This window comes from Stenotrophomonas indicatrix, from assembly GCA_041545745.1.
Classification (GTDB): Bacteria; Pseudomonadota; Gammaproteobacteria; order Xanthomonadales; family Xanthomonadaceae; genus Stenotrophomonas; species Stenotrophomonas indicatrix_A.
In genome coordinates this window covers 3263398-3289817 of record CP168152.1, presented here as the reverse complement: position 1 = coordinate 3289817, position 26420 = coordinate 3263398, and the positions used below count along the sequence as shown (strand labels likewise).

The 26420-nt window shown below is 67.2% G+C and carries 23 protein-coding genes; 14 read left to right on the top strand and 9 right to left on the bottom strand.

The window, feature by feature from the left end; genetic code table 11:
* The first annotated feature begins 91 nt into the window (after positions 1 to 91).
* The 4 genes from ACEF39_RS15110 to tldD all read left to right on the top strand — a co-directional run bounded on the left by ACEF39_RS15110 (position 92) and on the right by tldD (position 7588).
* On the top strand, positions 92 to 700 hold the full coding sequence (locus tag ACEF39_RS15110; protein WP_089236369.1) for a Maf family nucleotide pyrophosphatase: 609 nt from the start codon (positions 92 to 94) through the stop codon (positions 698 to 700).
* A complete protein-coding gene (gene rng, locus ACEF39_RS15105; RefSeq protein ID WP_025879287.1) occupies positions 693 to 2180 on the top strand; it encodes a ribonuclease G in 1488 nt (495 codons plus the stop codon). Before ACEF39_RS15110 ends, rng begins: the two co-directional genes overlap by 8 nt.
* Before the next feature lie 30 nt (positions 2181 to 2210).
* Positions 2211 to 6080, top strand: coding sequence for a YhdP family protein (locus ACEF39_RS15100; protein ID WP_500285633.1), 3870 nt, complete (start codon positions 2211 to 2213; stop codon positions 6078 to 6080).
* 62 nt (positions 6081 to 6142) lie between these two features.
* The gene (tldD, locus tag ACEF39_RS15095; protein WP_500285632.1) at positions 6143 to 7588 is read left to right on the top strand and encodes a metalloprotease TldD; all 1446 of its coding nucleotides are present in this window, start codon (positions 6143 to 6145) and stop codon (positions 7586 to 7588) included.
* Between the two features lie 41 nt (positions 7589 to 7629).
* Here tldD and yjgA read toward each other — a convergent pair whose 3' ends face one another.
* The gene (gene yjgA / locus ACEF39_RS15090) at positions 7630 to 8220 is read right to left on the bottom strand and encodes a ribosome biogenesis factor YjgA (protein ID WP_500285631.1); all 591 of its coding nucleotides are present in this window, start codon (positions 8218 to 8220) and stop codon (positions 7630 to 7632) included.
* Positions 8221 to 8288: 68 nt separating this feature from the next.
* Between yjgA and pmbA the strand changes: the two genes are divergently transcribed.
* Both pmbA and ACEF39_RS15080 read left to right on the top strand, forming a co-directional pair.
* Positions 8289 to 9656 (top strand): metalloprotease PmbA, encoded by a 1368-nt coding sequence (pmbA, locus tag ACEF39_RS15085; RefSeq protein ID WP_500285630.1) that lies wholly within the window; start codon positions 8289 to 8291, stop codon positions 9654 to 9656.
* A gap of 87 nt (positions 9657 to 9743) precedes the next feature.
* Complete coding sequence (locus ACEF39_RS15080) at positions 9744 to 10106, top strand: DUF4870 domain-containing protein (RefSeq protein WP_500285629.1); 363 nt, start codon at positions 9744 to 9746, stop codon at positions 10104 to 10106.
* Positions 10107 to 10229: 123 nt separating this feature from the next.
* On the opposite strand, the gene ACEF39_RS15075 is transcribed toward ACEF39_RS15080, so the two are convergent.
* The 5 genes from ACEF39_RS15075 to ACEF39_RS15055 all read right to left on the bottom strand — a co-directional run bounded on the left by ACEF39_RS15075 (position 10230) and on the right by ACEF39_RS15055 (position 15501).
* A complete protein-coding gene (locus tag ACEF39_RS15075) occupies positions 10230 to 11108 on the bottom strand; it encodes a polyprenyl synthetase family protein (RefSeq protein WP_500285628.1) in 879 nt (292 codons plus the stop codon).
* Positions 11098 to 11358 carry an exodeoxyribonuclease VII small subunit gene (locus ACEF39_RS15070; protein WP_006381978.1) on the bottom strand — a complete coding sequence of 87 codons (261 nt, stop codon included), beginning with the start codon at positions 11356 to 11358 and terminating at the stop codon, positions 11098 to 11100. The genes ACEF39_RS15075 and ACEF39_RS15070 overlap by 11 nt, the downstream gene beginning before the upstream one ends.
* Before the next feature lie 36 nt (positions 11359 to 11394).
* On the bottom strand, positions 11395 to 12681 hold the full coding sequence (gene tilS, locus ACEF39_RS15065) for a tRNA lysidine(34) synthetase TilS (protein ID WP_500285627.1): 1287 nt from the start codon (positions 12679 to 12681) through the stop codon (positions 11395 to 11397).
* Positions 12682 to 13252: 571 nt separating this feature from the next.
* On the bottom strand, positions 13253 to 13798 hold the full coding sequence (locus ACEF39_RS15060) for a WG repeat-containing protein (RefSeq protein ID WP_500285626.1): 546 nt from the start codon (positions 13796 to 13798) through the stop codon (positions 13253 to 13255).
* On the bottom strand, positions 13795 to 15501 hold the full coding sequence (locus tag ACEF39_RS15055; RefSeq protein ID WP_500285625.1) for an alkaline phosphatase: 1707 nt from the start codon (positions 15499 to 15501) through the stop codon (positions 13795 to 13797). Before ACEF39_RS15055 ends, ACEF39_RS15060 begins: the two co-directional genes overlap by 4 nt.
* A gap of 154 nt (positions 15502 to 15655) precedes the next feature.
* On the opposite strand from ACEF39_RS15055, the gene ACEF39_RS15050 reads away from it, so the two are divergent.
* The 7 genes from ACEF39_RS15050 to ACEF39_RS15020 all read left to right on the top strand — a co-directional run bounded on the left by ACEF39_RS15050 (position 15656) and on the right by ACEF39_RS15020 (position 22744).
* The gene (locus ACEF39_RS15050) at positions 15656 to 16990 is read left to right on the top strand and encodes a dicarboxylate/amino acid:cation symporter (protein ID WP_500285624.1); all 1335 of its coding nucleotides are present in this window, start codon (positions 15656 to 15658) and stop codon (positions 16988 to 16990) included.
* Between the two features lie 230 nt (positions 16991 to 17220).
* Entirely contained in the window at positions 17221 to 17760 is a 540-nt protein-coding gene (locus tag ACEF39_RS15045) for a FapA family amyloid fibril periplasmic chaperone (RefSeq protein WP_500285623.1), read from the top strand.
* Complete coding sequence (locus ACEF39_RS15040) at positions 17757 to 18371, top strand: FapB/FapC family functional amyloid domain-containing protein (RefSeq protein WP_500285622.1); 615 nt, start codon at positions 17757 to 17759, stop codon at positions 18369 to 18371. Before ACEF39_RS15045 ends, ACEF39_RS15040 begins: the two co-directional genes overlap by 4 nt.
* A gap of 44 nt (positions 18372 to 18415) precedes the next feature.
* Positions 18416 to 19798 (top strand): FapB/FapC family functional amyloid domain-containing protein, encoded by a 1383-nt coding sequence (locus ACEF39_RS15035; protein WP_500285621.1) that lies wholly within the window; start codon positions 18416 to 18418, stop codon positions 19796 to 19798.
* 140 nt (positions 19799 to 19938) lie between these two features.
* Positions 19939 to 20643: a C39 family peptidase gene (locus ACEF39_RS15030; protein ID WP_100461139.1), complete on the top strand. Its 705-nt coding sequence runs from the start codon at positions 19939 to 19941 to the stop codon at positions 20641 to 20643.
* Positions 20644 to 20656: 13 nt separating this feature from the next.
* Positions 20657 to 21409, top strand: a complete 753-nt coding sequence (locus ACEF39_RS15025) for a hypothetical protein (RefSeq protein ID WP_500285620.1) — start codon at positions 20657 to 20659, stop codon at positions 21407 to 21409.
* 45 nt (positions 21410 to 21454) lie between these two features.
* Positions 21455 to 22744, top strand: coding sequence for a transporter (locus ACEF39_RS15020; protein ID WP_500285619.1), 1290 nt, complete (start codon positions 21455 to 21457; stop codon positions 22742 to 22744).
* A gap of 41 nt (positions 22745 to 22785) precedes the next feature.
* On the opposite strand, the gene ACEF39_RS15015 is transcribed toward ACEF39_RS15020, so the two are convergent.
* The 3 genes from ACEF39_RS15015 to ACEF39_RS15005 form a co-directional block, all read right to left on the bottom strand.
* A complete protein-coding gene (locus tag ACEF39_RS15015) occupies positions 22786 to 24138 on the bottom strand; it encodes a sigma-54 interaction domain-containing protein (RefSeq protein WP_500288034.1) in 1353 nt (450 codons plus the stop codon).
* 231 nt (positions 24139 to 24369) lie between these two features.
* Entirely contained in the window at positions 24370 to 25146 is a 777-nt protein-coding gene (locus tag ACEF39_RS15010) for a C40 family peptidase (RefSeq protein ID WP_500285618.1), read from the bottom strand.
* Between the two features lie 132 nt (positions 25147 to 25278).
* Positions 25279 to 25818 (bottom strand): C40 family peptidase, encoded by a 540-nt coding sequence (locus tag ACEF39_RS15005; protein WP_099819008.1) that lies wholly within the window; start codon positions 25816 to 25818, stop codon positions 25279 to 25281.
* 111 nt (positions 25819 to 25929) lie between these two features.
* Here ACEF39_RS15005 and ACEF39_RS15000 point away from each other — a divergent pair, with 111 nt between their 5' ends.
* Positions 25930 to 26412 carry an FKBP-type peptidyl-prolyl cis-trans isomerase gene (locus ACEF39_RS15000; protein WP_025876084.1) on the top strand — a complete coding sequence of 161 codons (483 nt, stop codon included), beginning with the start codon at positions 25930 to 25932 and terminating at the stop codon, positions 26410 to 26412.
* Positions 26413 to 26420 lie beyond the last annotated feature (8 nt).

Sequence of the window (26420 nt, the reverse complement as noted above, 5' to 3'; positions counted from 1 at the left end):
GATGAACGCGCTGTGAGTCCGTTCGGGGTTGCAGGCGCCGGGGAAGGATTGTCCGACGATTCAGGTACCGGCGTCAGGTTATGCTGTGTCGATGCTCTATCTTGCTTCCCGCTCCCCCCGACGCAACCAACTGCTGGCCCGACTCGGACGCCCTTTCCAGGCCTTGGACCTGGAGGTCGTCGAGCAGCGCGCGGCTTCCGAAAGTGCCCAGGACTATGTCTGCCGGGTCGCCGCCGACAAGGCGCGCGCCGGCCTGGCACGGGTGCTGGCCGATGACCCGCAGGCGCGGGTGCTGGGCTCGGATACCGAAGTGGTGCTCGATGGCGACGTGTTCGGCAAGCCGGCCGACGCCGCCGACGCGCGGGCGATGCTGGCGCGGCTGGCCGGGCGCACCCATCAGGTGATGACCGCCGTGGTGGTGGTGGACGCGCAGGGGCTGGACAGCGAGCTGGTCGTTTCCGAGGTCACCTTCGCCGCGATCGATGCGGCCGACATTGCCGCCTACGTCGCCACCGGCGAGCCGCTGGACAAGGCCGGTGCCTATGCCATCCAGGGCGGCGCCGAGCGCTGGATCGAACACCTTTCCGGCAGCTACTCCGGTGTCATGGGGCTGCCGTTGCTGCATACCGATCGTCTGCTGGCACGCTGCGGCGTGCTGGCCCCAACTGCTGATGCCGCCAGGGAGGCTGCCGATGTCTGAGGAAATCCTGGTCAATGTGACCCCGCGCGAAACCCGGGTCGCGGTGATCGAGAACGGCATGCTGCAGGAACTGCACATCGAGCGCGGTTGGCGCCGGGGTGTGGTCGGCAACATCTACAAGGGCAAGGTGCAGCGGGTCATGCCGGGCATGCAGGCGGCATTCGTCGAAGTGGGGCTGGAGCGCGCCGCGTTCCTGCACGCCAACGACGTGGTGCGGCCGGCACCGGTGGCCAGTGCCGACACCGAGAATACGACCCTGCCGCCGCCGTCCAGCGTGCCGATCGTGGAGCTGCTGCGCGACGGCCAGGACATCGTGGTGCAGGTGGTGAAAGATCCGATCGGGACCAAGGGCGCACGCCTGACCACCCAGATCAGCATCCCCTCGCGCTACATGGTGCTGCTGCCGCAATCGAAGGTGGTGGGCGTGTCGGCGCGCATCGAGGACGAAGGCGAGCGCGCGCGGCTGAAGGCGCTGGTGACCGAACTGTCGGCCCAGCACGGCGGCTACGGCTACATCGTGCGCACCAATGCCGAGGGCCAGCCGGCCGAGGCCATCGCCGAAGACATCGCCTACCTGTCCCGTGTGTGGAACGTGGTCGAGCGCCGCGGCCGTGAGGCGGCGTCGTGCAGCAACATCTACGAAGACCTGAGCCTGCCACTGCGTTCGGTGCGCGACCTGATCCGCAAGGACGTGGACAAGGTGAAGGTGGACTCGAAGGAGACCTTCGCCCAGCTGCAGGCCTTCGTGGCCAAGTACATGCCGGTGCTGGCAGAGAAGATCGAGCTGTACAGCGGCGATCGCCCGATCTTCGACATGTTCGGGGTCGAGGACGAGATCGGCCGTGCGCTGGACAAACAGGTGCCGCTGAAGTCCGGTGGCTACCTGGTGATCGACCAGACCGAGGCGATGACCACGATCGACGTCAATACCGGCTCGTTCCTGGGCCAGCGCAACCTGGAAGAGACGGTGTTCCGCACCAACCTGGAGGCCGCGCAGGCGGTGGCCAGGCAGCTGCGCCTGCGCAACCTGGGCGGCATCATCATCATCGACTTCATCGACATGGATGATGCCGAGCATCGCCGCCAGGTGCTGCGTACCCTGGAGAAGGCGCTGGCCCGCGACCACGCCAAGACCACGGTGTACGACTTCTCGCCGCTGGGGCTGGTGGAGATGACCCGCAAGCGCACGGTGGAAAGCCTGGAACGCCAGCTGTCGGAAACCTGCCCGCAGTGCAGTGGCCGCGGCACCATCAAGACCACCGAAACGGTGACCTACGAGATCTTCCGCGAGATCACCCGTGCGGTGCGTCAGTTCGATGCCGCGCGCCTGCTGGTGATCGCTTCCAGCAAGGTGGTGGCGCGGATCACCGATGAGGAATCCACGGCCGTGGCCGAGCTGGAGGAGTTCCTTGGCAAGAGCATCCGCTTCCAGGCGGATGAGCAGTACCTGCAGGAGCAGTTCGATGTTGTTCTGCTCTGATCCAGGCCGACTGTCTGCTTTCGGTGGCCGATGAGCGCGCCGCCGCGCCTGCGACTGCGAAGGATCCGCCGTCATTTCATCACCGCATGCGCGGTCGGCCTGGTCGGGCTTGCCCTGTTGGTCGGTACCCTCAGCCAGCTGCTGCCGCTGGCTGAGCGCCATCCGGACAGGATCGCGGCCTGGCTGAGCGCGCGCGCCGGACAACCGGTGCGCTTTGAACGCCTGGACACCACCTGGACCCGACGCGGTCCATTGCTGCAGTTGAAGGGCCTGCGCATCGGCACGGGCCAGGGCTTGGCCATCGGTGAAGCCGAGGTGCTGGTGTCGATGTACAGCGGCCTGTTGCCGGGCCGCTCGCTGACCGAACTGCGCCTGCGCGGCCTGGCGCTGGACCTGCAGCAGGCCGCCGATGGCCGCTGGTCGGTGCGCGGCCTGCCACAGTCCAGCGCTGGCGGCGATCCGCTGGATGCGTTGCGCCGGCTGGGCGAACTGCAGGTGATTGGCGGCCGCCTGGGCGTACATGCGCCAGCGCTGGGTGTCGATGCCACGCTGCCACGTATCGACCTGCGCCTGCGCGTGGATGGCGACCGCCTGCGGGTGGGCGTGCGCGCCTGGGCACAGACCGACGCCTTGCCGCTGACGGCGGTGCTGGACCTGGATCGCCAGCGCGGCAACGGCCAAGCCTGGCTGGGTGCCGATCCGATCGATTTCCGCGCCTGGTCGCCGTTGCTGGCTGCCGGCGGCCTGCGCCTGCGCGAGGGCAAGGGCGAGCTCAACCTGTGGCTGACCCTGCGCGATTTCGCGCCGGTGGCGTTGACCACCGATTCGGACCTGCGCTATCTGCGTATCGAAGGCGCGCCGATGCGTGGCGTTGCGCGCCCGGAAATTCAATTGCAACGGCTGCAGGCGCGCCTGCGTTGGCAGCGGACGGCCGACGGTTGGGCGCTGCAGGCGCCGCGCCTGCGCCTGCAGGCCGATGGCAGTCAGCAGCAGCTGGATGGCCTGCAATTGCGGATGGGCAAACAGATGCAGGTGCAGGCCGAGGAGGTGCAGGCGGGTATCGCTTTGCGCGCGCTGGCGCTTAGCGACCGGCTGGATGCGGGCCTGCGGCGTTGGCTGTATCTGGCCAAGCCGCAGCTGGACGTGGCGCAGGTGCTGGTGCGCGGTCAGCAGGATGGCCCGTTGTCGGTACAGGGCGAACTGCAGTCGCTGGGCTTTGCCAGCGTTGGCAACTCGCCGGGCCTGCGCGGCCTGGGCGGCCGCTTCGAGGGCGATGCCGATGGCTTCAGCCTGCAGCTGCAACCGCAACGCCAGCTGCAGTTCGATTGGCCGACCGGTTTCGGCGTGCGCCACGACCTGCACCTGGCCGGACAGATTGTCGGTTGGCGCGACGAGGCCGGTGGCTGGCGCATCGGCACCCCGGCGATGCGCGTGGAAGGCACCGACTACGCCGCCGATGTGCGCGGCGGCCTCTGGTTCCAGGGCGATGGCACCCGGCCGTGGATGCAGCTGGCGGCCAAGCTGGACGACGTGCCGATGACCGCCGCCAAGCGTTTCTGGATCCATTCCAAAATGAGCAAGGGCGCCACCGACTGGCTGGACATGGCCTTGGCCGGTGGCCAGGTGCGCAACGGCATCGGCCTGGTCAGCGGTGACCTGGACGACTGGCCGTTCGACAACAATGACGGCCGCTTCGAGGCCACCGGCCACATCACCAACGGTGACATCCGCTTCCAGCACGACTGGCCGTTGATGAGCCAGGTGGACGCCGATGTCGCCTTCATCGGCCCAGGCTTCCACATGCAGGGCCGCGGCGATCTGGCCGGCGTAGCGGTACAGAAGTTCGAAGCCGGCATCCAGGACTTCGGCCAGCAGCCGCTGTATGTGCGCGCCGACAGCCAGGGCGATGCCGGCAAGCTGCTGGCAATGCTGCGGCAGAGCCCGCTGCACAAGGGATACGGCGACACCCTGGACAACCTCGCGGCAAGCGGCCCGGCCAACGTGCATTTCGACCTGCTGCAGCCTCTGCATCATGACCAGGGTGGTGGCCACCTGCAGGGCACCGTGGACCTGGCTGGGCTGAAGCTGGTCGACAAGCGCTTCCAGCTGGAGTTCGACAACATGCGCGGGCAGGCCCGCTACCGCAATGATGGCTTTGCCGCCGAGGAACTGGCGGTGCGCCACCTCGGCCAGGACGGCCGGCTGAGCTTGCGCGCCGGTGGTTTCGTGCGTGACCCCAGGCTGGCCTTTGAATCGGAACTGGCAGCCACGCTCGACGCGGGCGTGCTGATCGACCGCGCACCGGAAATGGCGTGGCTGAAGCCCTACATCAATGGCACCTCGCCGTGGACCATCGCGGTGAACCTGCCGAAGGTGGCACCGGGTGCGCCGGCGCCGCCGAGTGAGCTGCGTCTGCGCTCGGACCTGGTGGGCACCCGCCTGGACCTGCCGGCACCGCTGGAAAAGCCGGCCAGCGAGCCGCTGCCGACCACCGTGGCCGCGCAGTTGCCGATGGGCGCCGGCCGCATCGATGTGGCGTTCGGCCAGCGTCTGGCACTGGCCGCGCGCAGCCACAACAACCAGACCGGCGTGCAGGTCACCCTGGGCAGCGACCGTGTCGACCGCGAGCCACCGCCCAGCGGGTTGACCATCAATGGCCGCAGCCCGACCCTGGACGCGCTGGAATGGATCGGCCTGGCCCGTGGCGCTGGTGGCGATGGCGACCCGATGCCGCTGCGCGCGGTCGACGTGCAGGTCGGCCAGCTGATGCTGATCGGCGGTGTGTTCGAGCAGACCCGCCTGCAGCTGCACCCTGGCCCGCAGGCGCTGGACGTGCGCCTGGATGGCCCCTCGCTGGCCGGCAAATTGAACGTACCCAACGCCGAGGGCGGCACCATCAGCGGCCAGCTCGAGCGGGTGTACTGGCAATCATTGCCGACCCTTCCCGGCGCCACGGCGGCACCGGCACGGGTGCAGGCCGGTGCCGACGACATGGACCCGGCCAATCTGCCGCCGTTCGCACTGGACATCGCCGACCTGAAGTTCGGCAAGGTCGTGCTGGGCCAGGCGGTGCTGCGCACGCGGCCGGTTGCCAATGGCCTGAGCGTAGAAGAACTGCGCTTCCGTGCCCCCAGCCAGGAGATCGACATCCGTGGCCGTTGGCTTGGCAAGGGTGGCGGTTCGCGAACCGCGCTTGATGCGCAGGTGCGCAGTGAAGACCTGGGCGGGTTGCTGCAGAACCTCGATTACGGTGGCCAGTTGCGTGGCGGCTCCGGTCACGCCCAGCTGCAGGCGTCGTGGCCCGGTGGTCCGTCGGACTTCCAGCTGGGCAACCTGCAGGGCCAGCTTGATGTGAATGCCCGCAATGGCCAGCTGCTGGAGCTGGAACCGGGTGCCGGCCGCGTGCTGGGCCTGCTCAGCGTCACCCAGCTGCCGCGGCGGCTGATGTTCGACTTCCGCGACTTCTTCTCCAAGGGTTTCGCGTTCAACCAGGTCGAGGGCAGTGTGCTGTTCGGTGAGGGCATGGCCCGTACCGACAAGGTGCTGATCGAAGGGCCGGCAGCGAACATCACCATCCGTGGCGAGGCCGACCTGCGCAAGCAGCAGTTCGACCAGACCATCGACGTCAACCCGCGCGCGGGCAACCTGCTGACCGTGGTCGGCGCGGTGGCCGGCGGCCCGGTAGGCGCGGCGCTGGGCGCAGCCACCAATGCGGTATTGTCCAAGCCACTGGGTGAGATCGGTGCCCGCACCTACAAGGTGACCGGCCCCTGGAAGGAGCCCAAGGTGGAGGTGATCGAGCGCAGCCGCGAACGTGCACCCGCACCCGCACCGCCGCCGCGCCTGCCGCCGTTGCCGGCCGTGCCGCCAACCGTCACCGAACCGCCGCCGCCGCGCTGAGCGCGGTCCCCGTTTCTCCCGGCGGACTTGCCTGGCCGCCTTCACACCCCCAGATCGAGACCATGACTGACAACGCCCTGACGCTTGCCCAAGATCGCCTGTTGCGCCCTGGTGGCCTGGATACCGCTGGCCTGGAGCGCGCCTTCGGCCAACTGCTCGGCCCCGGTGTGGACTTCGGCGACCTGTACTTCCAGCACGCACGGCGTGAAAGCTGGAGCGTGGAAGACGGCATCGTCAAGGACGGCGCCCATTCCATCGAGCAGGGCGTGGGCGTGCGCGCGATTGCCGGCGAGAAGACCGGCTTTGCCTATTCCGATGACATCCACGCCGGTGCACTGCTGGCGGCGGCGCAATCGGCACGTGCGATCTCGCGCGAAGGTGGCGCGCAGACCGGACGCTCACTGCTGCGCGGCGATGCGCGCGTGCTGTATCCGGCGGTGGACCCGATCGACGGCATGGGCAACGAAGCCAAGGTCGAGGTGCTCAAGCGCCTGGACGGCTACCTGCGCGCGGCCGACCCGCGCGTGAAGCAGGTGATGGTCAGCCTGTCCGGTGGCGTCGATACCGTGCTGGTTGCCCGCACCGACGGGGTGCTGGGCGCCGACGTGCGCCCGCTGGTGCGCTTGAACGTGCAGGTGATCGTCGAGCAGAACGGCCGTCGTGAGTCGGGTTATTCCGGTGGTGGCGGTCGTTATGGCTATGAAGCGCTGTTCGCCGATGGCCGCCCGGAAGCCTTCGCGCGCGAGGCGCTGCGGCAGGCATTGGTGAACCTGGAAGCGGTGCCGGCGCCGGCCGGTGTGATGCCGGTGGTGCTGGGCCCGGGCTGGCCGGGCGTGCTGCTGCACGAGGCGGTCGGCCATGGCCTGGAAGGTGACTTCAACCGCAAGGGCACCAGTGTCTACGCCGGCAGGATCGGCGAACGCGTGGCCGCCCCGGGCGTGACCATCGTCGACGACGGCACTCTGGATGGGCGCCGTGGTTCACTCAACATCGATGACGAAGGCCATCCGACCCAGTGCACCACGCTGATCGAGGACGGCATCCTGGTCGGCTACATGCAGGACAGCCTCAACGCGCGGCTGATGGGCGTGGCGCCGACCGGCAATGGTCGACGCGAATCGTTCGCGCACATGACCATGCCGCGCATGACCAACACCTACATGCGCGCCGGCCAGCACGATCCGCAGGAGATGATCCGTTCGGTGAAGAAGGGCCTGTACGCGGTCAATTTCGGCGGCGGCCAGGTCGACATCACCAGCGGCAAGTACGTGTTCTCGGCCACCGAGGCCTACCTGATCGAGGATGGCCGGATCACCGCTCCGGTGAAGGGCGCGACCCTGATCGGCAACGGCCCGGAAACCATGCAGAAGGTGCGCATGGTCGGCAACGACCTGGCCCTGGACGAGGGTGTGGGCATCTGTGGCAAGGACGGACAGAGTGTGCCGGTCGGTGTCGGCCAGCCGTCGCTGCTGATCGAGGGCATCACCGTCGGCGGTACCCAGGCCTGAGCACGGCGATGGCCACAGCCACCGCCATGCCCGACGGGGACTCAGTCCTCGTCGGCGTCGTCGACCGGTTCGTCGGCCTCGACATCCTCTCCGGATGCCTTCAGGCCCAGCGCGGCCGGCAGCATCAGCGCGCGCAGCACCTGGAAGATTTCGCGGTAGGCACGCGGCGGCTTGTTCTTGGCCTTTTCGGCCTGGGCGTTGCGCACCAGCGTACGCAGCTGCTGGCGGTCGGCCTGCGGGTAATCGTTGAGCAGTGCGGCCAGCGCAGTGTCGCCCTCGTTCATCAGACGTTCGCGCCAGTCTTCGGCACGGTGCATCATCGCCACTTCGCGCCGGCCGGTCTCGCTGTTGGCGTCCAGCGCATCGCGGATCGCGTCCAGCGCGGCATCGTCCTCGCGGCGCATGTGCTTGGCCAGGAACGCCAGCTGCCGCTTGTGCGCGATATGGGCGGTGATCCGCTTGCACTCGGCGATGTGCGGCAGCAGGTCCTCCGGGATCGGCAGGCGCGCCAGCTGGGCCGGGGTCAGCGACACCAGCTTCTCGCCCAGGGCCAGGACGTCGAGCGCATCGCGCCGGTTCTGGCTGCGGCTCTTGTCGTGGAATTCACCGGTTTCTTCGTCGCGTCCGCGCATCGTCCATACCTGATTTCAAAAAAAGTCGCCCGGCGTGATGCCGGGCCCAACCCGCACAGGATAAAGCATTGAACGTGATCGCCCCTGAAGTCGCCGTCGGCGACGACAGCCCGGCCCGGCTGGAACGGCTGGCCGACATCTCCCAGCAGCTGCTGCAGCGTGCCCGCGCGCTGGGCGCCAGCCAGGCCGAGGTCAGCTGCAGCGAAGACCGCGGGCTGGAGGTCAATGTCCGTCTCGGCGAGGTGGAGACTGTGCAGTCCACCCGTGACCGCGGCATTGCCGTGACCGTCTACTTCGGCCAGCGCAAGGGCAGTGCCAGTACCGCCGACCTGCACGAGGCCAGCCTGCTGGCCACCGTCGAGCAGGCCTGCGCGATCGCCCGCCATACCGAGGACGACCCGGCCGCCGGCCTGGCCGAGGCCGGATTGATGGCCCGCGACTTCCCCGAACTGGACGGCTGGCACCCCTGGGAGCTGCAGGCCGATGAGGCGGTGGACCTGGCACTGGCCTGCGAGGCAGCGGGCCGTGAAGCCGATGCGCAGATCCGCAATTCCGATGGCGCTTCGGTGTCGAGCATGCAGAGCGTGTCGGTCTATGCCAATTCGCATGGCTTCATCGGTCGCGAGCGCGGTACCCACCATTCGATCGGCTGTGCGCTGATCGCCGGCACCGGCGATGGCATGCAGCGCGACGGCTGGTACACCGGCGCACTGGCCCGCGAGGACCTGGAAGATCCGGCCAGCGTCGGTCGCCGCGCCGCCGAGCGCACGGTCGCCCGCCTGCAGCCGCGCTCGTTGCCGACCGGCAGCATGCCGGTGCTGTACGCGCCGGAAGTAGCGCGCAGCCTGGTGGGCCATCTGCTGTCGGCGGTGTCCGGCGGTGCACTCTATCGCCAGGCCAGCTTCCTGCTGGACAGTGTCGACCAGCAGCTGTTCCCCGACTGGATGCAGATCGAGGAGCTGCCGCACCTGCGACGCGGCCTGCGCTCGGCCGCCTTCGACGGCGACGGCGTGGCCACGCGCGCATCGGCACTGGTCCGCGACGGCGTGCTGCAGCGTTACGTGCTGGGCAGCTATTCGGCGCGCAAGCTGGGCCTGCAGACCACCGCCAATGCCGGCGGCGTGCACAATCTGCAGCTGGCGGCCAATGCCGGTTCGCTGCAGGACATCGCAGCGCAGATGGGCAACGGCCTGCTGGTGACCGAGCTGATGGGGCAGGGGGTGAACGGGGTGACCGGCGACTACTCGCGCGGCGCTGGCGGCTTCCGCGTGGAGAACGGCCAGGTCCAGTATCCGGTGGACGGCATCACCATCGCCGGCAACCTGCGGGACATGTTCATGGCCATCGAGGCGGTCGGCAGCGACGTCGATCCGCGCTCGCACATCCGCACCGGCTCGATCCTGGTGGGACGGATGACGATCGCCGGCAATGATTGATGCCATTGATGGCGTAAGCTAGGCCCGCCTGACGCGACCGGCTTGCCGCCGGTCGGTCAAGACCACCCAATAAAAAGGAGTTTTGTCGTGAGCGAATTCGAGAACGTCCCGGCGGCGACCAGCGTACCGGCCGACCAGCGCACCATGGCCCTGGCGGCGCATCTGCTGGGCATCTTCACCGGTTTCATCGGCGCCCTGGTCATCTGGCTGATCAACAAGGATGACGCCAGCAAGGCCTTCGTCACCGACCAGTCGAAGGAAGCGCTGAACTTCCAGATCACCGTCGCCATCGCGATGTTCGCCTGCATCATCCTGACCTTCGTGGTCATCGGTGCGTTCCTGGCGCCGATCGTCGGCCTGCTCAGCCTGGTCTTCAGCATCATCGCTGCGGTGAAGGCGAACAACGGCGAGACCTACCGTTACCCGTTCGCGCTGCGCCTGATCAAGTAAGCGGCAACGATCAACGACGCAAAAAGAAACGCCCGGCAATGCCGGGCGTTTCCGTATGGAGCGCGCATGGTAGCGCCGGGCCATGCCCGGCGAGCGCGCAGCGCGGCAGCTCCATTGCTGCGATCAGTGGTCGCGTTCCACCGCCAGCGTGGCCAGCGCGCGCAGCGCATCGGCTTCTTCGTGATAGCCCGCCAGCGCCTGCTGCATGTGCGCGGACAGTTCGCGCAGCTGCGCCTTGGCACCGTCCATGCCGAGCAGGGCAGGGAAGGTGCTCTTGTCCTGGGCCTGGTCCTTGCCGGCCGTCTTGCCCAGCTGCTCGGAACTGGCTTCGACATCGAGGATGTCATCGCGGACCTGGAAGGCCAGGCCGAGCGCATCGGCGAAACCGTCTAGCTGGGCCAGCACCGGTTCAGGCGCATCACCGCACAACGCGCCCATGCGCACGGCAGCGCGGATCAGCGCACCGGTCTTCAGCGCATGCATGCGGGTGAGCGCTGCCAGCGACTGCTGCTGGCCGGTGGCAGCGATATCCAGCGCCTGGCCGCCGCACATGCCGGCCGCGCCGGAGGCATGAGCCAGGGTCTGCAGGCATGCCACGCGCAATGCCGCCGGCAGCGGCGCATCGGCCAGCAGGCCGAACGCACGGGTCTGCAGGGCGTCACCGGCGAGGATCGCGGTGGCTTCGTCGAAGGCGATGTGGGTGGTGGGCTTGCCACGGCGCAGGGCGTCGTCATCCATGGCCGGCAGGTCGTCATGCACCAGCGAGTAGGCGTGGATCAGCTCCACCGCCATCGCGGCGGCATCAAGCCTGTCCAGCGGGGCACCGAACACCTGGCCAGCGGCATAGACCAGCAAGGGGCGCATGCGCTTGCCGCCACCGAGTACGGAATAGCGCATCGCCTGGTGCAGGCGTTGCGGGGCATCGGCCGGTGAGGGCAGGGCGGCGTCGAGCTGGCTTTCGATACGGTCGCGCCAGCGCGCGAACAACGCCTCAGCCGTCATGGCTGGGCGGATCGAAGGGTTCGGCGGTTTCGGGCTGGGCCGGATCGCTGAGCAGGCGCACGCGCAGTTCGGCCTGCTCCAGCGCCTGCTGGCACTGGCGGTACAGGCCCACGCCACGTTCGTAAGCACTGAGCGAGGCTTCCAGGCTCAGCTCGCCGGTTTCCATCTGCTCCACCAGTTGTTCCAGCGATTCGAGCGACTGCTCGAACTGGGCGACCGGGGAGGCGTTTTCGGGGGACTTCTTGGCCATGCGACAAGTGTGGACGGCGCGCGCGCGAGGGTCAATTCACCAGCCGCCCGGACACCACTGCAACTGCGCATTGCGCGCCTGCAGCCAAGCCTGCATCGGCGCGGCAATGACCACATCGGCGGCTGCCAGCAGCTGCCCCCGGTCAAACAGCAGGGGCAGCTGCGTGCGTCGCCAGGGCGCCAGGTGCTCGCGCTGCAGGCAGTCCTTCAGCGCGGATGAATGCGTACGGCCGGGCAGTACGATGCGTTCGCCCCCTTGGCGGGCGCGCAGTTGCAGCGGTTGTTCGAAGCCGTCCGTGCCGAGCAGGCGCAGCTGGCCACCGTCGGGCAGCTGCAGCGGCGCGCGGCCATCCCACGCCGCCTGCCAATCCTCCGGCAGTGACGGCAGTTCTGCCGGCAGCAGGTAGGCGTGCTGGCGCCACTGGCGGATGGCGTGCTGTTGCCAACGCACCTGCGATTGCCGATCGGCGCCTGCCGCCATCAATTCGTTCTGCACTTGCTGCAGTACGTGTGCCGGCAACGGTGCTGCGTCATGACGGCGCACCCACGCACGCAGCACGCGCGCAGCACGCTCCGGCGCAACCTGGCGCAGCAGCTCCAGCGACAGCACCCGGGGCGCCACTTCCAGGTGAGTGAGCAGTTCGGCGTCTTCTTCATCGAGCAATGCACGGGTCTGCGCGCAATGCGCGGCGCTGCCGGCCAATGCGGCGGTGGCATGCGGCCAGCGCTGGCGCAGCAGTGGCAGTACCCGCAGGCGCAGGAAATTGCGGTCGGCGTGGTCGTCGCCATTGCTGGGGTCTTCGATCCACTGCAGGCCGTGTGTGGTGGCATAGGCCAGCAGGGTGCTGCGAGGTACATCGAGCAATGGCCGCCACAGCCGATGGCCGTCGAGCGGGCTGTCAGCGGTCATCGCCGCCAACCCATCGATGCCCGAGCCGCGCAACGCGCGCAGCAGGAAGGTCTCGGCCTGGTCATCCTGGTGCTGGGCCAGCGCCAGCGTTTCCGCAGTCTGCAACTCGGCGGCGAATGCCGCGCGGCGTGCCAGCCGGGCGGCACCTTCGATCCCATGCCCGCCCTCACGCGTGACCTGCACGCGGTGCACAGCCAGCTCGATGCCCAGCGCAGCACATTGCTGCTGGCAGTGGCGCACCCAATCATCGGCAGCCGGTTGCAGGCCGTGGTGGACATGCATGGCACGCAGCGGCGTGCCGGCGGCCTGCGCCGATTGCCACAGCCAGTGCAGCAGCACGGTCGAATCCAGGCCGCCGCTGTAACCGGCCAGCAGCGGTGCATCCAGCGGAACGAGGGCGGGGAAGGCGGTCACGGCGGCAAGTATAGGGTGGGTCGGCAGGGCTGCGCCCTGCACCTGCGGTAGTGCCGGCCGCTGGCCGGCAACCTGAGCAGCAACAGCAACAGCAACAGCAACAGCAACAGCGGGCTATCCGTGGGATGGCGGGGTGGGTCCGGTTGCGGGGGACGCTGCAAGTACGTCCCTGTAAGCTCGGTCGCGCCATCCATGGCGCTTACGCCCCCGCAACCGGACCCACCCCGCCTTCGACAGATCTCCGCGATCTGTTGGAATGGCATACGTGCCCTGGGTGGGTGTCGACCTTGGTCGACACGGATCTGACCCCAGATTGATTTCGATATCTGACAGAGATTCATCCACGCATGGCGTGGATCTACTGGCCACCGGCCAACTGTCGAAGGCGGGGCACTGTGGGTTTGCGGGGTGTGAGCCGCATGGATGCGGCGACCAAGCCTCCATGGACGGATTCACGGCGTCCCCGCAAACCCACAGCGCACCGCCATCCCACGCAATGCCGCTTTGGCTGTTGCTTCGGCCGTTGCTGTTGCTTCGGCAGGTGCAGGGCGCCGCCCTGCCGATAAACGCCTTACTTCAGCCGGCGACCGGAACGATCGATGCGGAACCACTCGCCGCCTTCCATCGGCGTGTGGCCATCGGCATCGGGTGTACCTCGGCGGCAGCCGTTGCAGACCTCGGCCACGCCGTCCTGGAACGGCCAGGCAAAATCGAACGTGTCCGCAATCACCTGCTCGAAGGCGGCGTTGAAATAACCCACGCGATCGCCGACGCGGCCGCGGAACAGGCCTTCCTGCAGGGAGTCTGCGCCGTTGTCCCAGGCGATCACCGCCTGGCTGCGGCCGCGACGGTCGACGTAGTGGAAGCCATCGGCGGTCTGTACCAGCGCCAGGCCATCGCCGTCGTAGGGAAGATCCTGCAGGGTGTCCGCGCTGATCTGCGGCTTCTGATCGACGACCTCGCAGCCGGGCAACATCCACAGCCCGTGTTCTTCGGTCATGACCTTGCAGGCAGGCCCCTGCGCTGACGCGCAGGTGCTGGCCAACACGCCCAGCAGGGCCAGCCAGCGCGCACGGCGCAGGCTGACCCGAGCAGGGCGTGCCTGCCGGGCCATCACTTGCTGTCAGCCTTGCGTTCGAAGGTGGCCGGTGCCGGCAGTTCCACCGGTACGCCCTTGTCGTCGCAGGTACCAGCCTTGCACAGGCGATCGCGCAGGGCCGGGGTGGCCTGCACGATCATGTGGTAAATCGCGTTCTGTTCCAGTGTGCCGCGGATCGCCTTGCTGCCCGGGCCGCGTGCCCAGATGCCGACGTCTTCGCCACCATGCGATTCGGACTTCATTGGTACCAGCGCTTCCTGCATGTAGTCCGGATGCTCGGTATCGACATCGTGCAGGTTCGGGCGGCCGTTGGCCGGCTCGAAGCTGCTGGGGTTGTGCGGGTAGCGCTTCGGGCCGGCCGGCTGCTGGTTGCTGGTGCCGGTGTGGCCGGGGCCGTTGGCATAGCTCAGGGTGGTGTAGGGCTGGCCGTTGCCATCCAGTGCCAGGTCGAGCTTGCCCGCGCCGTCTTCGCCGCCCTTGTCCTTTACCTTGCCCAGGATCGGGTTGCCACGGGCCGGGTAGCCGACGAAGTTCAGGGTGTGCGAATGATCGGCGGTGACAATGATCAGCGTGTCCTCGGCCGAGGTCAGCTCGTTGGCCACGCGCACGGCATCGGACAGGGCCACGGTTTCGGTCAGTGCACGGTAGGCGTTTCCGCTGTGGTTGGCGTGGTCGATGCGCGCGCCTTCGATCATCAGCACGTAGCCTTCCTGATGGCGCGACAGGTTCTTGATCGCTGCAGCGGTCAGCTCGGCCAGGCTCGGTTCACCGGCCGGGTCCTGCGGACGTTCGTAGTCGTAGCGCATGTGGTCCGGCTCGAACAGGCCAAGAATCGCCGGTGCGTTGGCGGCGGCCTGCAGCTGCTTGCTGTTCCACACGTAGGCGCCCCGTGGGTGCGCCCGCTGCCATTCCTGCACCAGGCTGCGGCCGTCCAGGCGCTGGCCGACCTTGTCGTCGTACTCGGGGTCGCGCTCTTCCACGGTGGTGAATTCACCACGACCGCCGCCCAGGGCGACCAGCGGGCCACGGCCATAACGGGAGGTCGACAGCAGCTGCTGGGCGATGTCCTTGCAGCCGGCGGCCTTGGCCGCTTCGGTCAGGTCGGTGTCGTTTTCCCAGTTGCGCTCGGGCGAGTGCGCATAGGTCGCGGCCGGCGTGGCATGGGTCAGGCGTGCGGTGGACACCACGCCGGTGGCCAGGCCGGCGCTGTCGGCCAGCTGCAGCCAGGTCAGCAGGCCTTTGGACAGGCTGTCGGCGCAGTCGGTACGGGTACCTGCGCTGACGCCGATCGCACCCATGTGGGTCTTCACGCCGGTGGTGATGGCGGTCATGGTGCCCGCCGAATCCGGCGTCTGCGAATCGGTGTTGTAGGTCTTGCTGAACGCGGTGGCCGGGAAGCGCTCCCACGACAACAGGTTCTCTTCGCCCGAGCCGCCCTTCTGCTGGCCTTCGTAGATGCGCGAGGCGGCCACGGTGGTCAGGCTCATGCCGTCACCCAGGAACAGGATGACGTTCTTGGCCTTGCCGGCCATCGCGCCATTGGCGGCCGCCTGGGCGGCACCGCTGCGGTACCACCACTGCGGGGTTTCACCAGCCGGGTGGGCGACGGGGGCGACGCTGACCTTCAGGCCGGCCGGGGCGGACGCGGGAGCGGTGCTGGCGCAGGCGCCGAGCAGCAGGGTCGTGGCGCAGGCGGCCAACAGGGAGACGGAACGACGCATGGACGCTGGGATCTCACAAAGTGTAACGGGACGTTCATTATGCCCGGCCTCGCAAGGCACGCCGATGACACACTGATTTGCCATGCGGGCGGTCGTTCTGTGGCCCGCCTTGGGCTATCGTTCCAGCATCCCTTCCTACCCCCTTGGATTGCCTATGAAGCTGGTCTCTGCCTGGCTGCGGATTCCATTCTGGCAGCGCGTGGTCGGTGGCTTCGTGCTTGGTGCGTTGGCCGGCTGGGCGCTTGGCCCGGCGGCTGAAACCTGGTTCGGCCCGCTCGGCGAGCTGTACGTGACCCTGATCAAGATGATCGCGGTGCCGCTGGTGTTCTTCGCGGTCATCAACGCGATCTCTTCGCTGCACGGCCAGAAATCGGTGGCCGCGCTCAGCGGGCGCACGTTCCTGTGGTTCGTGATCACTGCCACGCTCGCGGTATGCGTGGGCCTGGGCGTGGGTACGGTGCTGCAGCCCGGCGCCGGTGGCCTGCAGCTGTCGATGGCCAGCAACTATGTTCCGCGCGAAGTGCCCAGCGTGGTGCAGGTGTTGCTGGATGTGGTGCCGTCCAACGTGTTCTACGCGCTGTCGGGTATCGGCACCAAGGTCAACGCAGCGGGTGAGACGGTGCTGGCGGCGGGCCGTGGTTCGATCCTGCCGGTGATCTTCTTCGCAGGCCTGGTCGGCTTTGCCATCGTCAAGCTCGGCGAGAAAGTGACCGAAGCACGCAAGCTGGTCGGGCAGATGAGCGACATCATGATCCAGGTGACCCGCTTCGTGCTGGAAGTCACCCCGATCGGCACCTTCGGCCTGATCGCCGGCCTGGTCGGCAGCTATGGTTTCGAGAAGCTGCTGCCGCTGGGCCACTTCGTGCTGGCGCTGTACGTGGCCTGCGCGCTGCACATCGTGGTGGTGTACAGCGCGCTGCTGCTGGCGCATGGCCTGAACCCGCTGAAGTTCTTCCGCGGCGCGGCGCCGGGCATGCAGGTGGCCTTCGTCAGCTCCTCCAGCTTCGCGGCGATGCCGGTCGCGCTGCGTTCGATCACCCACAACCTGGGCGTGAACAAGGACTACGGTTCGTTCGCGGTGCCGCTGGGCGCGAGCATCAAGATGGACGGCTGCGGTGCGATCTATCCGGCGCTGTGCGCGGTGTTCATTGCCCAGTACAGCGGTGTGCCGCTGACGCCGGAGCAGTACGTGGTGGTGCTGATCGCTTCGGTGCTGGGCAGCTTCGGCACTGCCGGCGTGCCGGGTACGGCGGTGATCATGGCGACGGTGGTGCTGAGCGCGGCCAACCTGCCGCTGGAAACCATCGGCTATCTGTACGCGATCGACCGTATCCTGGACATGATGCGCACGATGACCAACGTGACGGGCCAGATGCTGGTGCCGGTGCTGGTGGCCAAGGAAACCGGCCTGCTCGACCAGACGGTGTACGACAACCCGTCCACCAACGTCGGCATCGATGATCCCGACCCGAGCCCGCCGCGCGCCTGAAGCGGCACTGCATCGGGCTGTATCAGTACCTGTAACACTACTGATACAGCCCCGATGGCGCCTTGCGCAGTGGTGTTTCCTGCGCGTTAAGGCCAACGAAATCCGAACGAAGTTGTAACACTGCCGCGTCATGCCGCCGTGCTGTTGCCGGTCAAACCCCTGCTGCGACAGCCTCCCGGAGTTGGCACGAAAGCTGCTCACTCCCTGCGCATAGGCAACGGGAGAGCGGCATGGACGGCAGCACCACCCTTTTCACTGTTTCTGGCCGGCAGCTGGCGCTGCTGCTGGTGCTGGTCGTTCCACTGGCGGCCGCTGCTTCGGGGGCGCGGCAAGGGGTGAAGGCGCAGCCGGGCGAGATCGTCCTGCTGCGTGACGTCGCCACGCGCCCGGCCTACCGCATGGCGCCGCCCGGCGTGGCGTTGATCGCCGATCCGAAGCCGCAACATGAGATCGCCGCCGCACTCGGCAGCAGCGCCGCTCCCAGTGGCATGGATGAACTCAGCGATGACGACTACGCCGGTCTCGGCGCCGGTCAGTCCGGCAGTGTGCAGGCGCACGGTGTCACCACCGTCGAGCGGGTGACCCAACAGGCCCTGGGCGGAACCCTTGGCCGCTCGGGCGAGGGGATGATCAGCGGCAGCAGCCTCAGCGGTGCGATGAGCGGCCCGCTGGGTGCGGTCGGCAATACCACACGCGGCATCGGCGATACCGTGCGCGGCGCACTGTCGCAGTTCCCGCTGGGCGCACCTGCGCAGGCGGGTGGCAAGTGAAGCGCACAGTGCTGCTGGCGGCCTTGTTGGTTGTGCCGGCCGCAGTGTTGGCCGAAGACTACAGCGGCATGCTGGCCTACCTCGACGTGACCCGCATCGATGGCCGTGCACTGGCGGGAGCCAGCGGCGCCATCGCCATCAACCAGGCGGCGGGCGATCTCAACATCCAGGCCAACCTGCATGGCATGGCCAGCGGCGACCGCGCCGACGTGGCCATCGCTGCGCGGCAGCAGCACAGCAACGACGTCGTGCTGTCAGCACCACTGGAAGCCAGTGCACACATTGCCGGCCAAGCGCTGGCAGGCGCCAGCGGCATTGCATCGATCAACCAGGCCAGCGGCATCGCCAACACGACGCTCAACGTCGTCAGCGCGACGCTGGCCCGGCAAGGAATACGCGAGTCCGATGACACGGCGTTGGCCGCCTCGGACATCGCGTCAGCAGGGGGGCAGGGCGATACCGGTAACGGTGTTGCGGCGGGTATCCGCAGTGTCGGCGTTTCGTCGACGGCACTGCGGGGCTTCGACGGTGTCCTGCAACTCAATCAGATCGCGGGAGCGCGAAACGATACGGCCAATGTTCTGGGCCTGGTCGTGCAGGGCAACCCGTGAGTACCACCCACCCGAACCAATCACCTGATGAGAGAGAGGGCACCATGAAAGCGACTGTCAAAAAGACCGTACTCGCCATGGCAATTGCCACTGCCTCGACCGCTGCTGCGGCCAATGGCTGGGACAACCAGAACGCCAATGCGAACATCAACCACAACCATGTCGTGACCGAAACCCGCAACGACACGCACAACCACACCGACAACGAAGTCCGCAACTGGACCCGCACCAACACCACGGTACGCAACAACACCGACACCTCGAACGTGAGCCGCACCCGCACGGTGAACGTCAACGAGCAGGTGCAGAAGAACAGCAACATCCAGGCCGACGAGCGCAAGGAAAAGAACAACCACGGCGTCGACGTGAACCTGGAGAAGGACCTGCGGCTGAGTTCGGACATCAACTTCTCCGGCGATCCGACCATCACCGGTGACATCGATCTGGATTCGGCAGCCATTGCCGTGATCGACAACCGCCAGTCGATCAGCAACAACGTCACCGGCAACAGCCTGGTCACCAACAGCGCTTCGATCGCCGATGATGTCGGCGCCGGTGCCTCCGGCAACCTCGGCTTCAACGTGGTGGCTGGCGACAACAACGCGCAGGACAACGCTGCGTCGCTGTCGGCTGCGGATGCGTCCTTCAGCTTCGGCATGGCCGACGCCGAGGTGTTCGTCAACCAGGCCGGCTTCGGCAACACCACCATGAACTCCGGCGTCACCAACGCCGCTGGCCTCGGTGGCAATGCCTTCGGCGGTGCCTCGGGCAACATCGGCGTGAACATCGCCTCGGGCAACAACAACGAGCAGAAGAACGCACTCGCTGCCTCGGTAGCCACCAGTGCGATGGCGCAGTCGAGCATCAGCTCCAACCAGGTGTCCACCGGCAACACCGTGTCCAACGCCGGCTTCGTGCAGTCCTACACCGATACGGTGCAGGTCGGCCTGAGCGGTCGCGTCGCTGGCGGTACCCTGGCCGTGGGTGCCGGTACCTATCGCGGCACCGGCAATGCCTACCAGATGGCCAACTACTACCTCGATACGTGGAGTGGCGATCTGCCGCATCCGGGTGGCAACGCGACTGGGCACATCGATCTGGACAACGAGATCCAGAACGCAACGATGAACCCGAACCGGCCGGGAGTGGGTGGCCTGGGCTTCGACACGCGTGAAAGCGGCACCAGCCAGTTCGTCGAACTGGGCGTGGCCGACCTGTATGCCAGCCTCAGTGGCACGGTCAGCACCACCCGCTGGGTGAACGTCAATGCGACCAACACCTCGGCACTGTCCGGCAGCGCGTTCTCCGGCGCGTCCGGCAACATCGGCGTGAACGTGGCATCGGGTACCGGCAACCTGCAGGCCAACAGCCTGGCATTGGCCGTGGCGCAGCCGAGCACCGGCGGTGGGACCGGCGGCGGCGAGTGATCCACGGTGTGACCGCTTTCGCAGCGAACCTGCGTTGAGCGCAACAAGCCCGGCCATCCGCCAATGGCCGGGTTCCCCCGGGGGCCCCTGTCCCTCCTCCCCCTTGGGGCAGGGGCCCCTTCCTTCTCGTGGAGAACGGCATGGCCGGTCATCGCTGGTGGTTGCGTCTGCTGCCCTGCCTGCTGCTGTTGACCAGCGCATCTGGCTGGGCAGGCGAGGTGGTGTTCAGCGGGGTGCTGCCCAATGGCGCGCTGCTGCAGCAGAAGGTGGAAAGCATGCAGGAGCGGCGTTACCGCAACCTGGTGCGGCAGCACACCGATTACAGCTGCGGGGCGGCCGCTCTGGCCACCATCCTGCGTTATGCCTACCACCTGGACACCACCGAGGCGACGGTGATCGAGGGAATGATGGGGGTATCCGATCCACAGCTGGTCAAGGAACGCGGTTTCTCGTTGTTGGACATCAAACGCTATGTCGAATCGCTGGGCATGCGTGGACGCGGCTATCGCATCGATGAATCGCGCCTGCGCACGTTGCGGGTTCCTGGCCTGGTGCTGATGGATGTACGCGGCTTCCGGCATTTCGTGGTGCTCAAGCAGGTGCGCGATGGTGTGGTGGAAGTGGCCGATCCGATCCTGGGCAACCGCAGCCTGTCGCTGGCCGAGTTCAGCGCCGCTTGGCCGTCACGTGCTGTTTTCGTCGTGATCGGCAGCGACTTCGATCGCAATACGGCGCTGCTGCAACCCAGCGAACGGCCCAGTGCCCGCGCGTTGTATGCGCGGCAGGGACCGATCACCGATGCCGAACTGGTCGACTTCGGCTTCAGCCACGCCGACCTGTTCTGAAGGAGGCACGATCATGCAATGCCAACGTGTAGTACTCGCCCTGCTGCTGATGCTGTCGGTGTCGCCGTTGATGGCGGCAGACGGTGCACCGGGGCGAGGCCTGAAGGAAATACCCGATCCCGAACTGAACCTGATGCGTGGCCGCTACACCGTCGGTGGCAACAACGTGGCCTGGTTCGGGGTGACGATGATTTCGCAGTGGCAGGGGCCCAACGGTGCGGTGGTGCAGGGCGCGCTGACCCTTGGCATGGATTTCCGCAATGGCGGAACACCGAAGCTGAGCTTCCAGCCGAGCGTCCACGTCACCGCCGCTGACGCACCGTTGCCGACGACGACAGGGCGCAGCATCGACAGTACCGGCCTGGCCAATGCCAGCGGACTGGTGCAGAGCGTGCAGGTGGCCGGTGATGGCAACACCGCACGCAACATGACCACGCTGACCGTGCGTGATGGCGCCGTGCCGACTGCAATGAGCGACGACGGCAGCCGCATGGCGCAGGTACAACAGGGAGGCACCACCGCAACGGCCGTGCTTGATGGCAACCAGGCGCGCCTGCTGCTGCAGGTCGACGGGCAGAGCCTGGTTCAGCAGTGGATCCGCAATGGCAGCGTGGGGCAGGGCATTGCCCTGGCCGGCGATGGACAGACCGCCAGCAACCGGCTGCAGCTGGAGCTGGTACGCAATACCGCGGCCAACAACCTGCCCTTGAGCCAGAACGTGGCCCAGGCAATCGGGATGAACCGCGGCATGGGCCCAGGCCAGTAACACGGTCTGGTCGGGGGGAATCGACGTACAACGCAGGTCACCGACATGCACACTCTCTACCGGCTTACTCCGCTGGCGCTGGCGGCGCTGGCGGTCACTGCCTTCGCCCAGCAGCCCGCGCCCAGTGACGGCGCCGACATGCAGGCATTGATCGCGCAACTGGAACAGCTCAAGGCCAATTACGCACAGGAGGTACGCCGCCTGCGCGAACTGGACATGCAGGTGCAGGCGATGCAAGCGCGGCTGAGCGGCCGCGCAGGACCCGCTGCGACCCCCGCTGCACCGTTGGCGTCCGCTGCGGCATCCGTTGTTCCGCCCAGCAGCGAAGGCTATGCCAGCAGCGCCGCCGAGGCACAGCAGGCCAAGCAGGAGGCCCGGCGCAGCGTGGATGACGTCAAGCAGCAGCAGGCGGCGTTGTTCTCGCGCCGGTTCACCATCGAGAACGGCCTCACCTATGCGCGCTACGACCGCAAGCAACTCACCCTCAACGGCTTCCTCGCCCTGGATGCGATCTTCCTCGGCAACATCGCGATCGAGAACGTCGAGTCCGATTCGTTGACCTACAACCTGGCCGCGCGCTGGGGCGTCAGCCCCAACCTCACCTTGAACATGGACGTACCGTACCTGGCCCGGCGCACGGTCTACCAGAAGGGCGGTGCCGGCGGTGCGGCGGCGGCGATCGCGCAGGAAGAAACCAACGGCAGTGGCATCGGCGATGTCAGCCTGAGTGCCAATTACCGGCTGTTCGCCGAACGCGGCTGGCGCCCGGAGACGGTACTGACCGGTGGCGTGACTGCTCCAACGGGTCGCGCACCCTATGGCCTGGACTGGAAAGTGATCGAGCGCGACGATGATGATTACATCCGCTTCGCGGTGCCGCAGGAACAGCCGACCGGCAACGGGGTGTGGCAGGCCAACCTCGGCGTATCGATGGTGAAGACCGCCGATCCGGCCATCCTGTTCGCCAACGCCGGCTACATCCATTCGTTCCCGCGCGGCTTCAGCGATATCGACAGCAACCCGGATACGGTCAACCCCGGTGACGTGAAGCTGGGCGGTTCGGTGTACTTCGGTGCCGGCGTAGCCTTCGCGTTCAACGAGCGCACCAGCCTGAGCATTTCCTTCAGCGACAAGATCAGCACGCGCGCCTCGACCCGGTTCAAGGGCGGTGAGTGGGTGAAGGTGATCGGCAGCGATGCCAATGCGGCGTCGCTCAATCTCGGCGTGACCTACGCGTTGAACCAGCACACCACGCTGGTGACGATGCTGGGCATCGGCCTGACCCCGGATGCGCCGGACTTCACGCTGGCCTTCAAGGTGCCGTACATGTTGTAGGTGGGGCCGGGCCATGCCCGGCTGCTTCAAGCTGCCAGCGGTCAGCGCTGCGCCGGCAGCTCAAGATGATGTTTGCGGCACAACCGATAGACCGTCACCCGCGAGATCTGCATGTGCCGCGCGCACGCCGACACGTTGTAGCCGTGCTGGCGCAGGGCCTGCAGCAGCACATCGCGTTCCACCTGGCCACGTGCATCCTGCAGCAGCGCACGTCGTGCGGGCGCATCGGGTTCGGCCAGGTCCAGGTCGGCCGCGCTGATCAGTTCTCCCTCCGCCACGATCGCCGCCCGCTGTACGCGGTTCAACAGTTCGCGCACGTTGCCCGGCCAGTCGAACCCTCGCATCGCCTGGTGCGCGCCAGAATCGAAGCCACGTGCACGGCCGGCATGATGCTGGCGGAATGCGCGCAGGAAGTGTTCGGCCAGCAGCAGGACATCGGCGCCGCGTTCGCGCAGCGATGGCATCGGCAGGCGCAGCACATTGAGGCGGTAGTAGAGATCGCGCCGGAAGTGGCCCTGGGCAACGGCCTGTTCCAGTTCGACATGGGTGGCCGCCAGCACGCGCACATCCACCCGCAGTGGCTGATTGCTGCCCACCCGTTCCAGCGTGCCCTCCTGCAGTACCCGCAGCAGACTGGTCTGCGCATCTGCAGGCAGGTCGCCAACCTCATCGAGGAATACGGTGCCGCCATGGGCTGTTTCGAACAGGCCGATGCGACGTTGGGAGGCGCCGGTGAAAGCTCCACGCTCGTGACCGAACAGTTCGGACTGCACCAGGTTGGCGGGAATGGCGCCGCAGTTGACCGCCAGGAAGGGCTTCCCCGTACGCCCGGACAGCGCATGCAGCGCCTGCGCGGCCAACTCCTTGCCGGTGCCAGTCTCGCCTGTCACCAGCACTGGCAGTTCGACCGGGGCGAATTTGTGCAGGGCAGCGCGGACGGCCAGCAACGGGGCGCTGGTGCCGATCAGCGCTGGAAGACCGCCACCCTTGTGGACCGCGGCAAGTGGCAGGTCATCGCCGTCGCACTGGCGCTGCATTGCCGACAGCAGGTCGGGCAGCTCCAGCGGCAGCGAGAACTGATTCTGGCAGGCCCGCAGCAGCGCCCCCCAGGCAGGAGGAGGGCTGCCCAACCCCGCAGGCAGCACGGCCAACCACGGCAGGTGATGGTGCTGCTCGACCCACGGCAGCAGCAACTGCGCCGCCTCCGCATCCAGATGACGAAGATCGACCACGGCGACCAGGTGATCGCGGCTGCGCAGGCCAATGGCCATGGCAGGCGCAGGGCTGACACAGCGCAGTTGCCATCCGGCGGCCGCCAGCGCGCCGCGTTCGGCGGCCGGTGGCTGGCCGAACCAGATCACGCAGCGCGATGGAATCTCCTGGCTTGCCGCCATGCCTTCCCCCAGCATCCGGGCAACGCGGGCGGCTGACAGGTCATCATCGGTGTGCCGCCCCACGCCGGGATGCTGCGGCCACGCGTGGGTGGCCGGTTGCGGCCCAACAGGACCGTGACATCAATGACCAACGCAGCATGCGTCGAGCAGCGGCCATCGCCTGCCCAATGAGCCAACAAAAAAGCCGCTGCAGGGCAGCGGCTTGTCAGGTCAGGCGTGGACGGCCTCGAATCAGAGGTCGACCCGGCGGGCCTGCATGAACTTGTTGCCCCAGTAGCCACTGAGCAGGGTGTCGACGCGGACGTCCTTGCCGGTGCTCGGGGCATGCAGGAAGCGGCCATCACCCACATAGATGCCGACGTGGTCGACCCGGCCCTTGCGGCCGAAGAACACCAGGTCGCCTGCGGCCAGGGCGGCGCGGTCGTTGATCAGTTCGGCATTGGCGTCATGCGCCATTTCACGCGAGACGCGCGGCAGCTCGATGCCCAGGGCCGAGCGGAACACATAACCGACCAGGCCGCTGCAGTCGAAGCCGCTGTCCGGATTGCTGCCACCCCAACGATACGGGGTGCCGAGCAGGGTCATGGCACGGCGCAGCAACGACTGCACCTTGCCGTTGTCGGCAGCGGTACCGACCACGACGCTGCCATTGGCGGCGCTGCTGGTGTCGTAATTGGCGAGCAGGCGGCTGAGGTCGCCGGCCACCATGGCCGAGCGGTCCATCAGGGGAATGGTGTCGTTGGCGGCCAGGTGCGGCAGCAGGGCGGCCAGAGTGGCGCTGGCGGCGGCATCGGCGCGGCTGCGCTGCGAAGCGGTGGCGTCGGCCTTGGCGGCTGCGCGGGGGGCGGTCTCGGCGGTGGCAGCCGGGGTCGCATCGGTACGGGTGGGAGCGGACTGCGACCAGGCGGGAAGGCTGGTCAGACACAATGCCAAGCCCAGCAGAAGCGGGCGGACACTACGCGAAGAAGCGGCGGTCTGGCCTTGGCACGTCGGGTCGTTTGTCGTCACGCGTCGGTCACAAGGAAAAAAACGATGGGGCATCATGCCCTGTAAAAGCGGTAATAAGTTAAAAATTCCGTTAGTAAATCGTTAGTTACGCAGTGACGTCTGTCACAATTTTGAACATATCGCCTGTTCATTTTAGCGAAGGACGCGTTTCGCCCCTGTGTAGTGGTCCTTCCAGTAGGGTCCGCTAAGCGAATCCAGGCGCACCGTTCCGCCGGTGCTCGGGGCGTGCACGAATCGACCTTCGCCCACGTAGATCCCCACGTGACTGACATTGCCGCGGCTGCCAAAAAAGACCAGGTCGCCGGTCGCCAGGCGCTTCGGATCGATCTTCGGGCCCTGTACCGCCGCCAGGTCGCGTGAGGTCCGCGGCAGCTTCAGATCCAGCATTTCACGATAGACGTAGGCGACCAGGCCACTGCAGTCGAAGCCGGATTCAGGCGTGTTGCCGCCATAGCGGTAGGGCGTGCCGACCAGGCTGATGGCGCGCATCAGCACCGAATTGGCGGCCTCGGGGTTGTCCGGTGTGGTGCTGGGCCAGCTTGCCGCAGGCGGTGGTGGTGCGGAACGGACGGCCTTGCCGCCGCCACAGGCGGTCAGCAGAAGGGGCAGGGCCAGCAGCAGGGCGGGCGCGAGGCGCCGGCGCGTGCCGGACGAAACTGGCGTGATGTGCATGTTCTCCGGATAATGCGCGACCTTGGATTGGCCGTCATGATGGCGGCGTCCCCGCCGGGCGACAACCCGCCCCAACCCGCCTGCCTCCGGCAGATCCAGACAGAGTTGCGCATGAAGATCGAAAAAGACCGCGTTGTCCGCTTCCACTACACCGTCTCCGAGGCCGGCCAGGAGCCGATCGAATCGTCCAAGGACCGCGGCGAGCCGCTGGCGATCCTGATCGGCCACGGCAACATCATCCCGGGCCTGGAAAACGCCATGATGGACAAGGAAGCCGGCGCGACCTTCGACGTCGACGTCAAGGCGGCCGATGCTTACGGCGAGCGCCGTGATGGCCTGTCCCAGCGCGTGCCGAAGAAGCACTTCGGTACCGCCAAGCTGGTCCCGGGCCAGCAGGTCGTGCTGCAGACCAACTTCGGCCCGCGTGCCGTGACCGTGCAGAAGGTCGGCATGAGCGTGGTCGACGTCGACCTGAACCACCCGATGGCCGGCAAGGACCTGCATTTCGACGTCGAGATCGTCGACGTGCGCGAAGCCGGCAAGGAAGAGCTCGAACACGGCCACGTCCACGGCGACGGCGGTCACCAGCACTGATCGCGTTG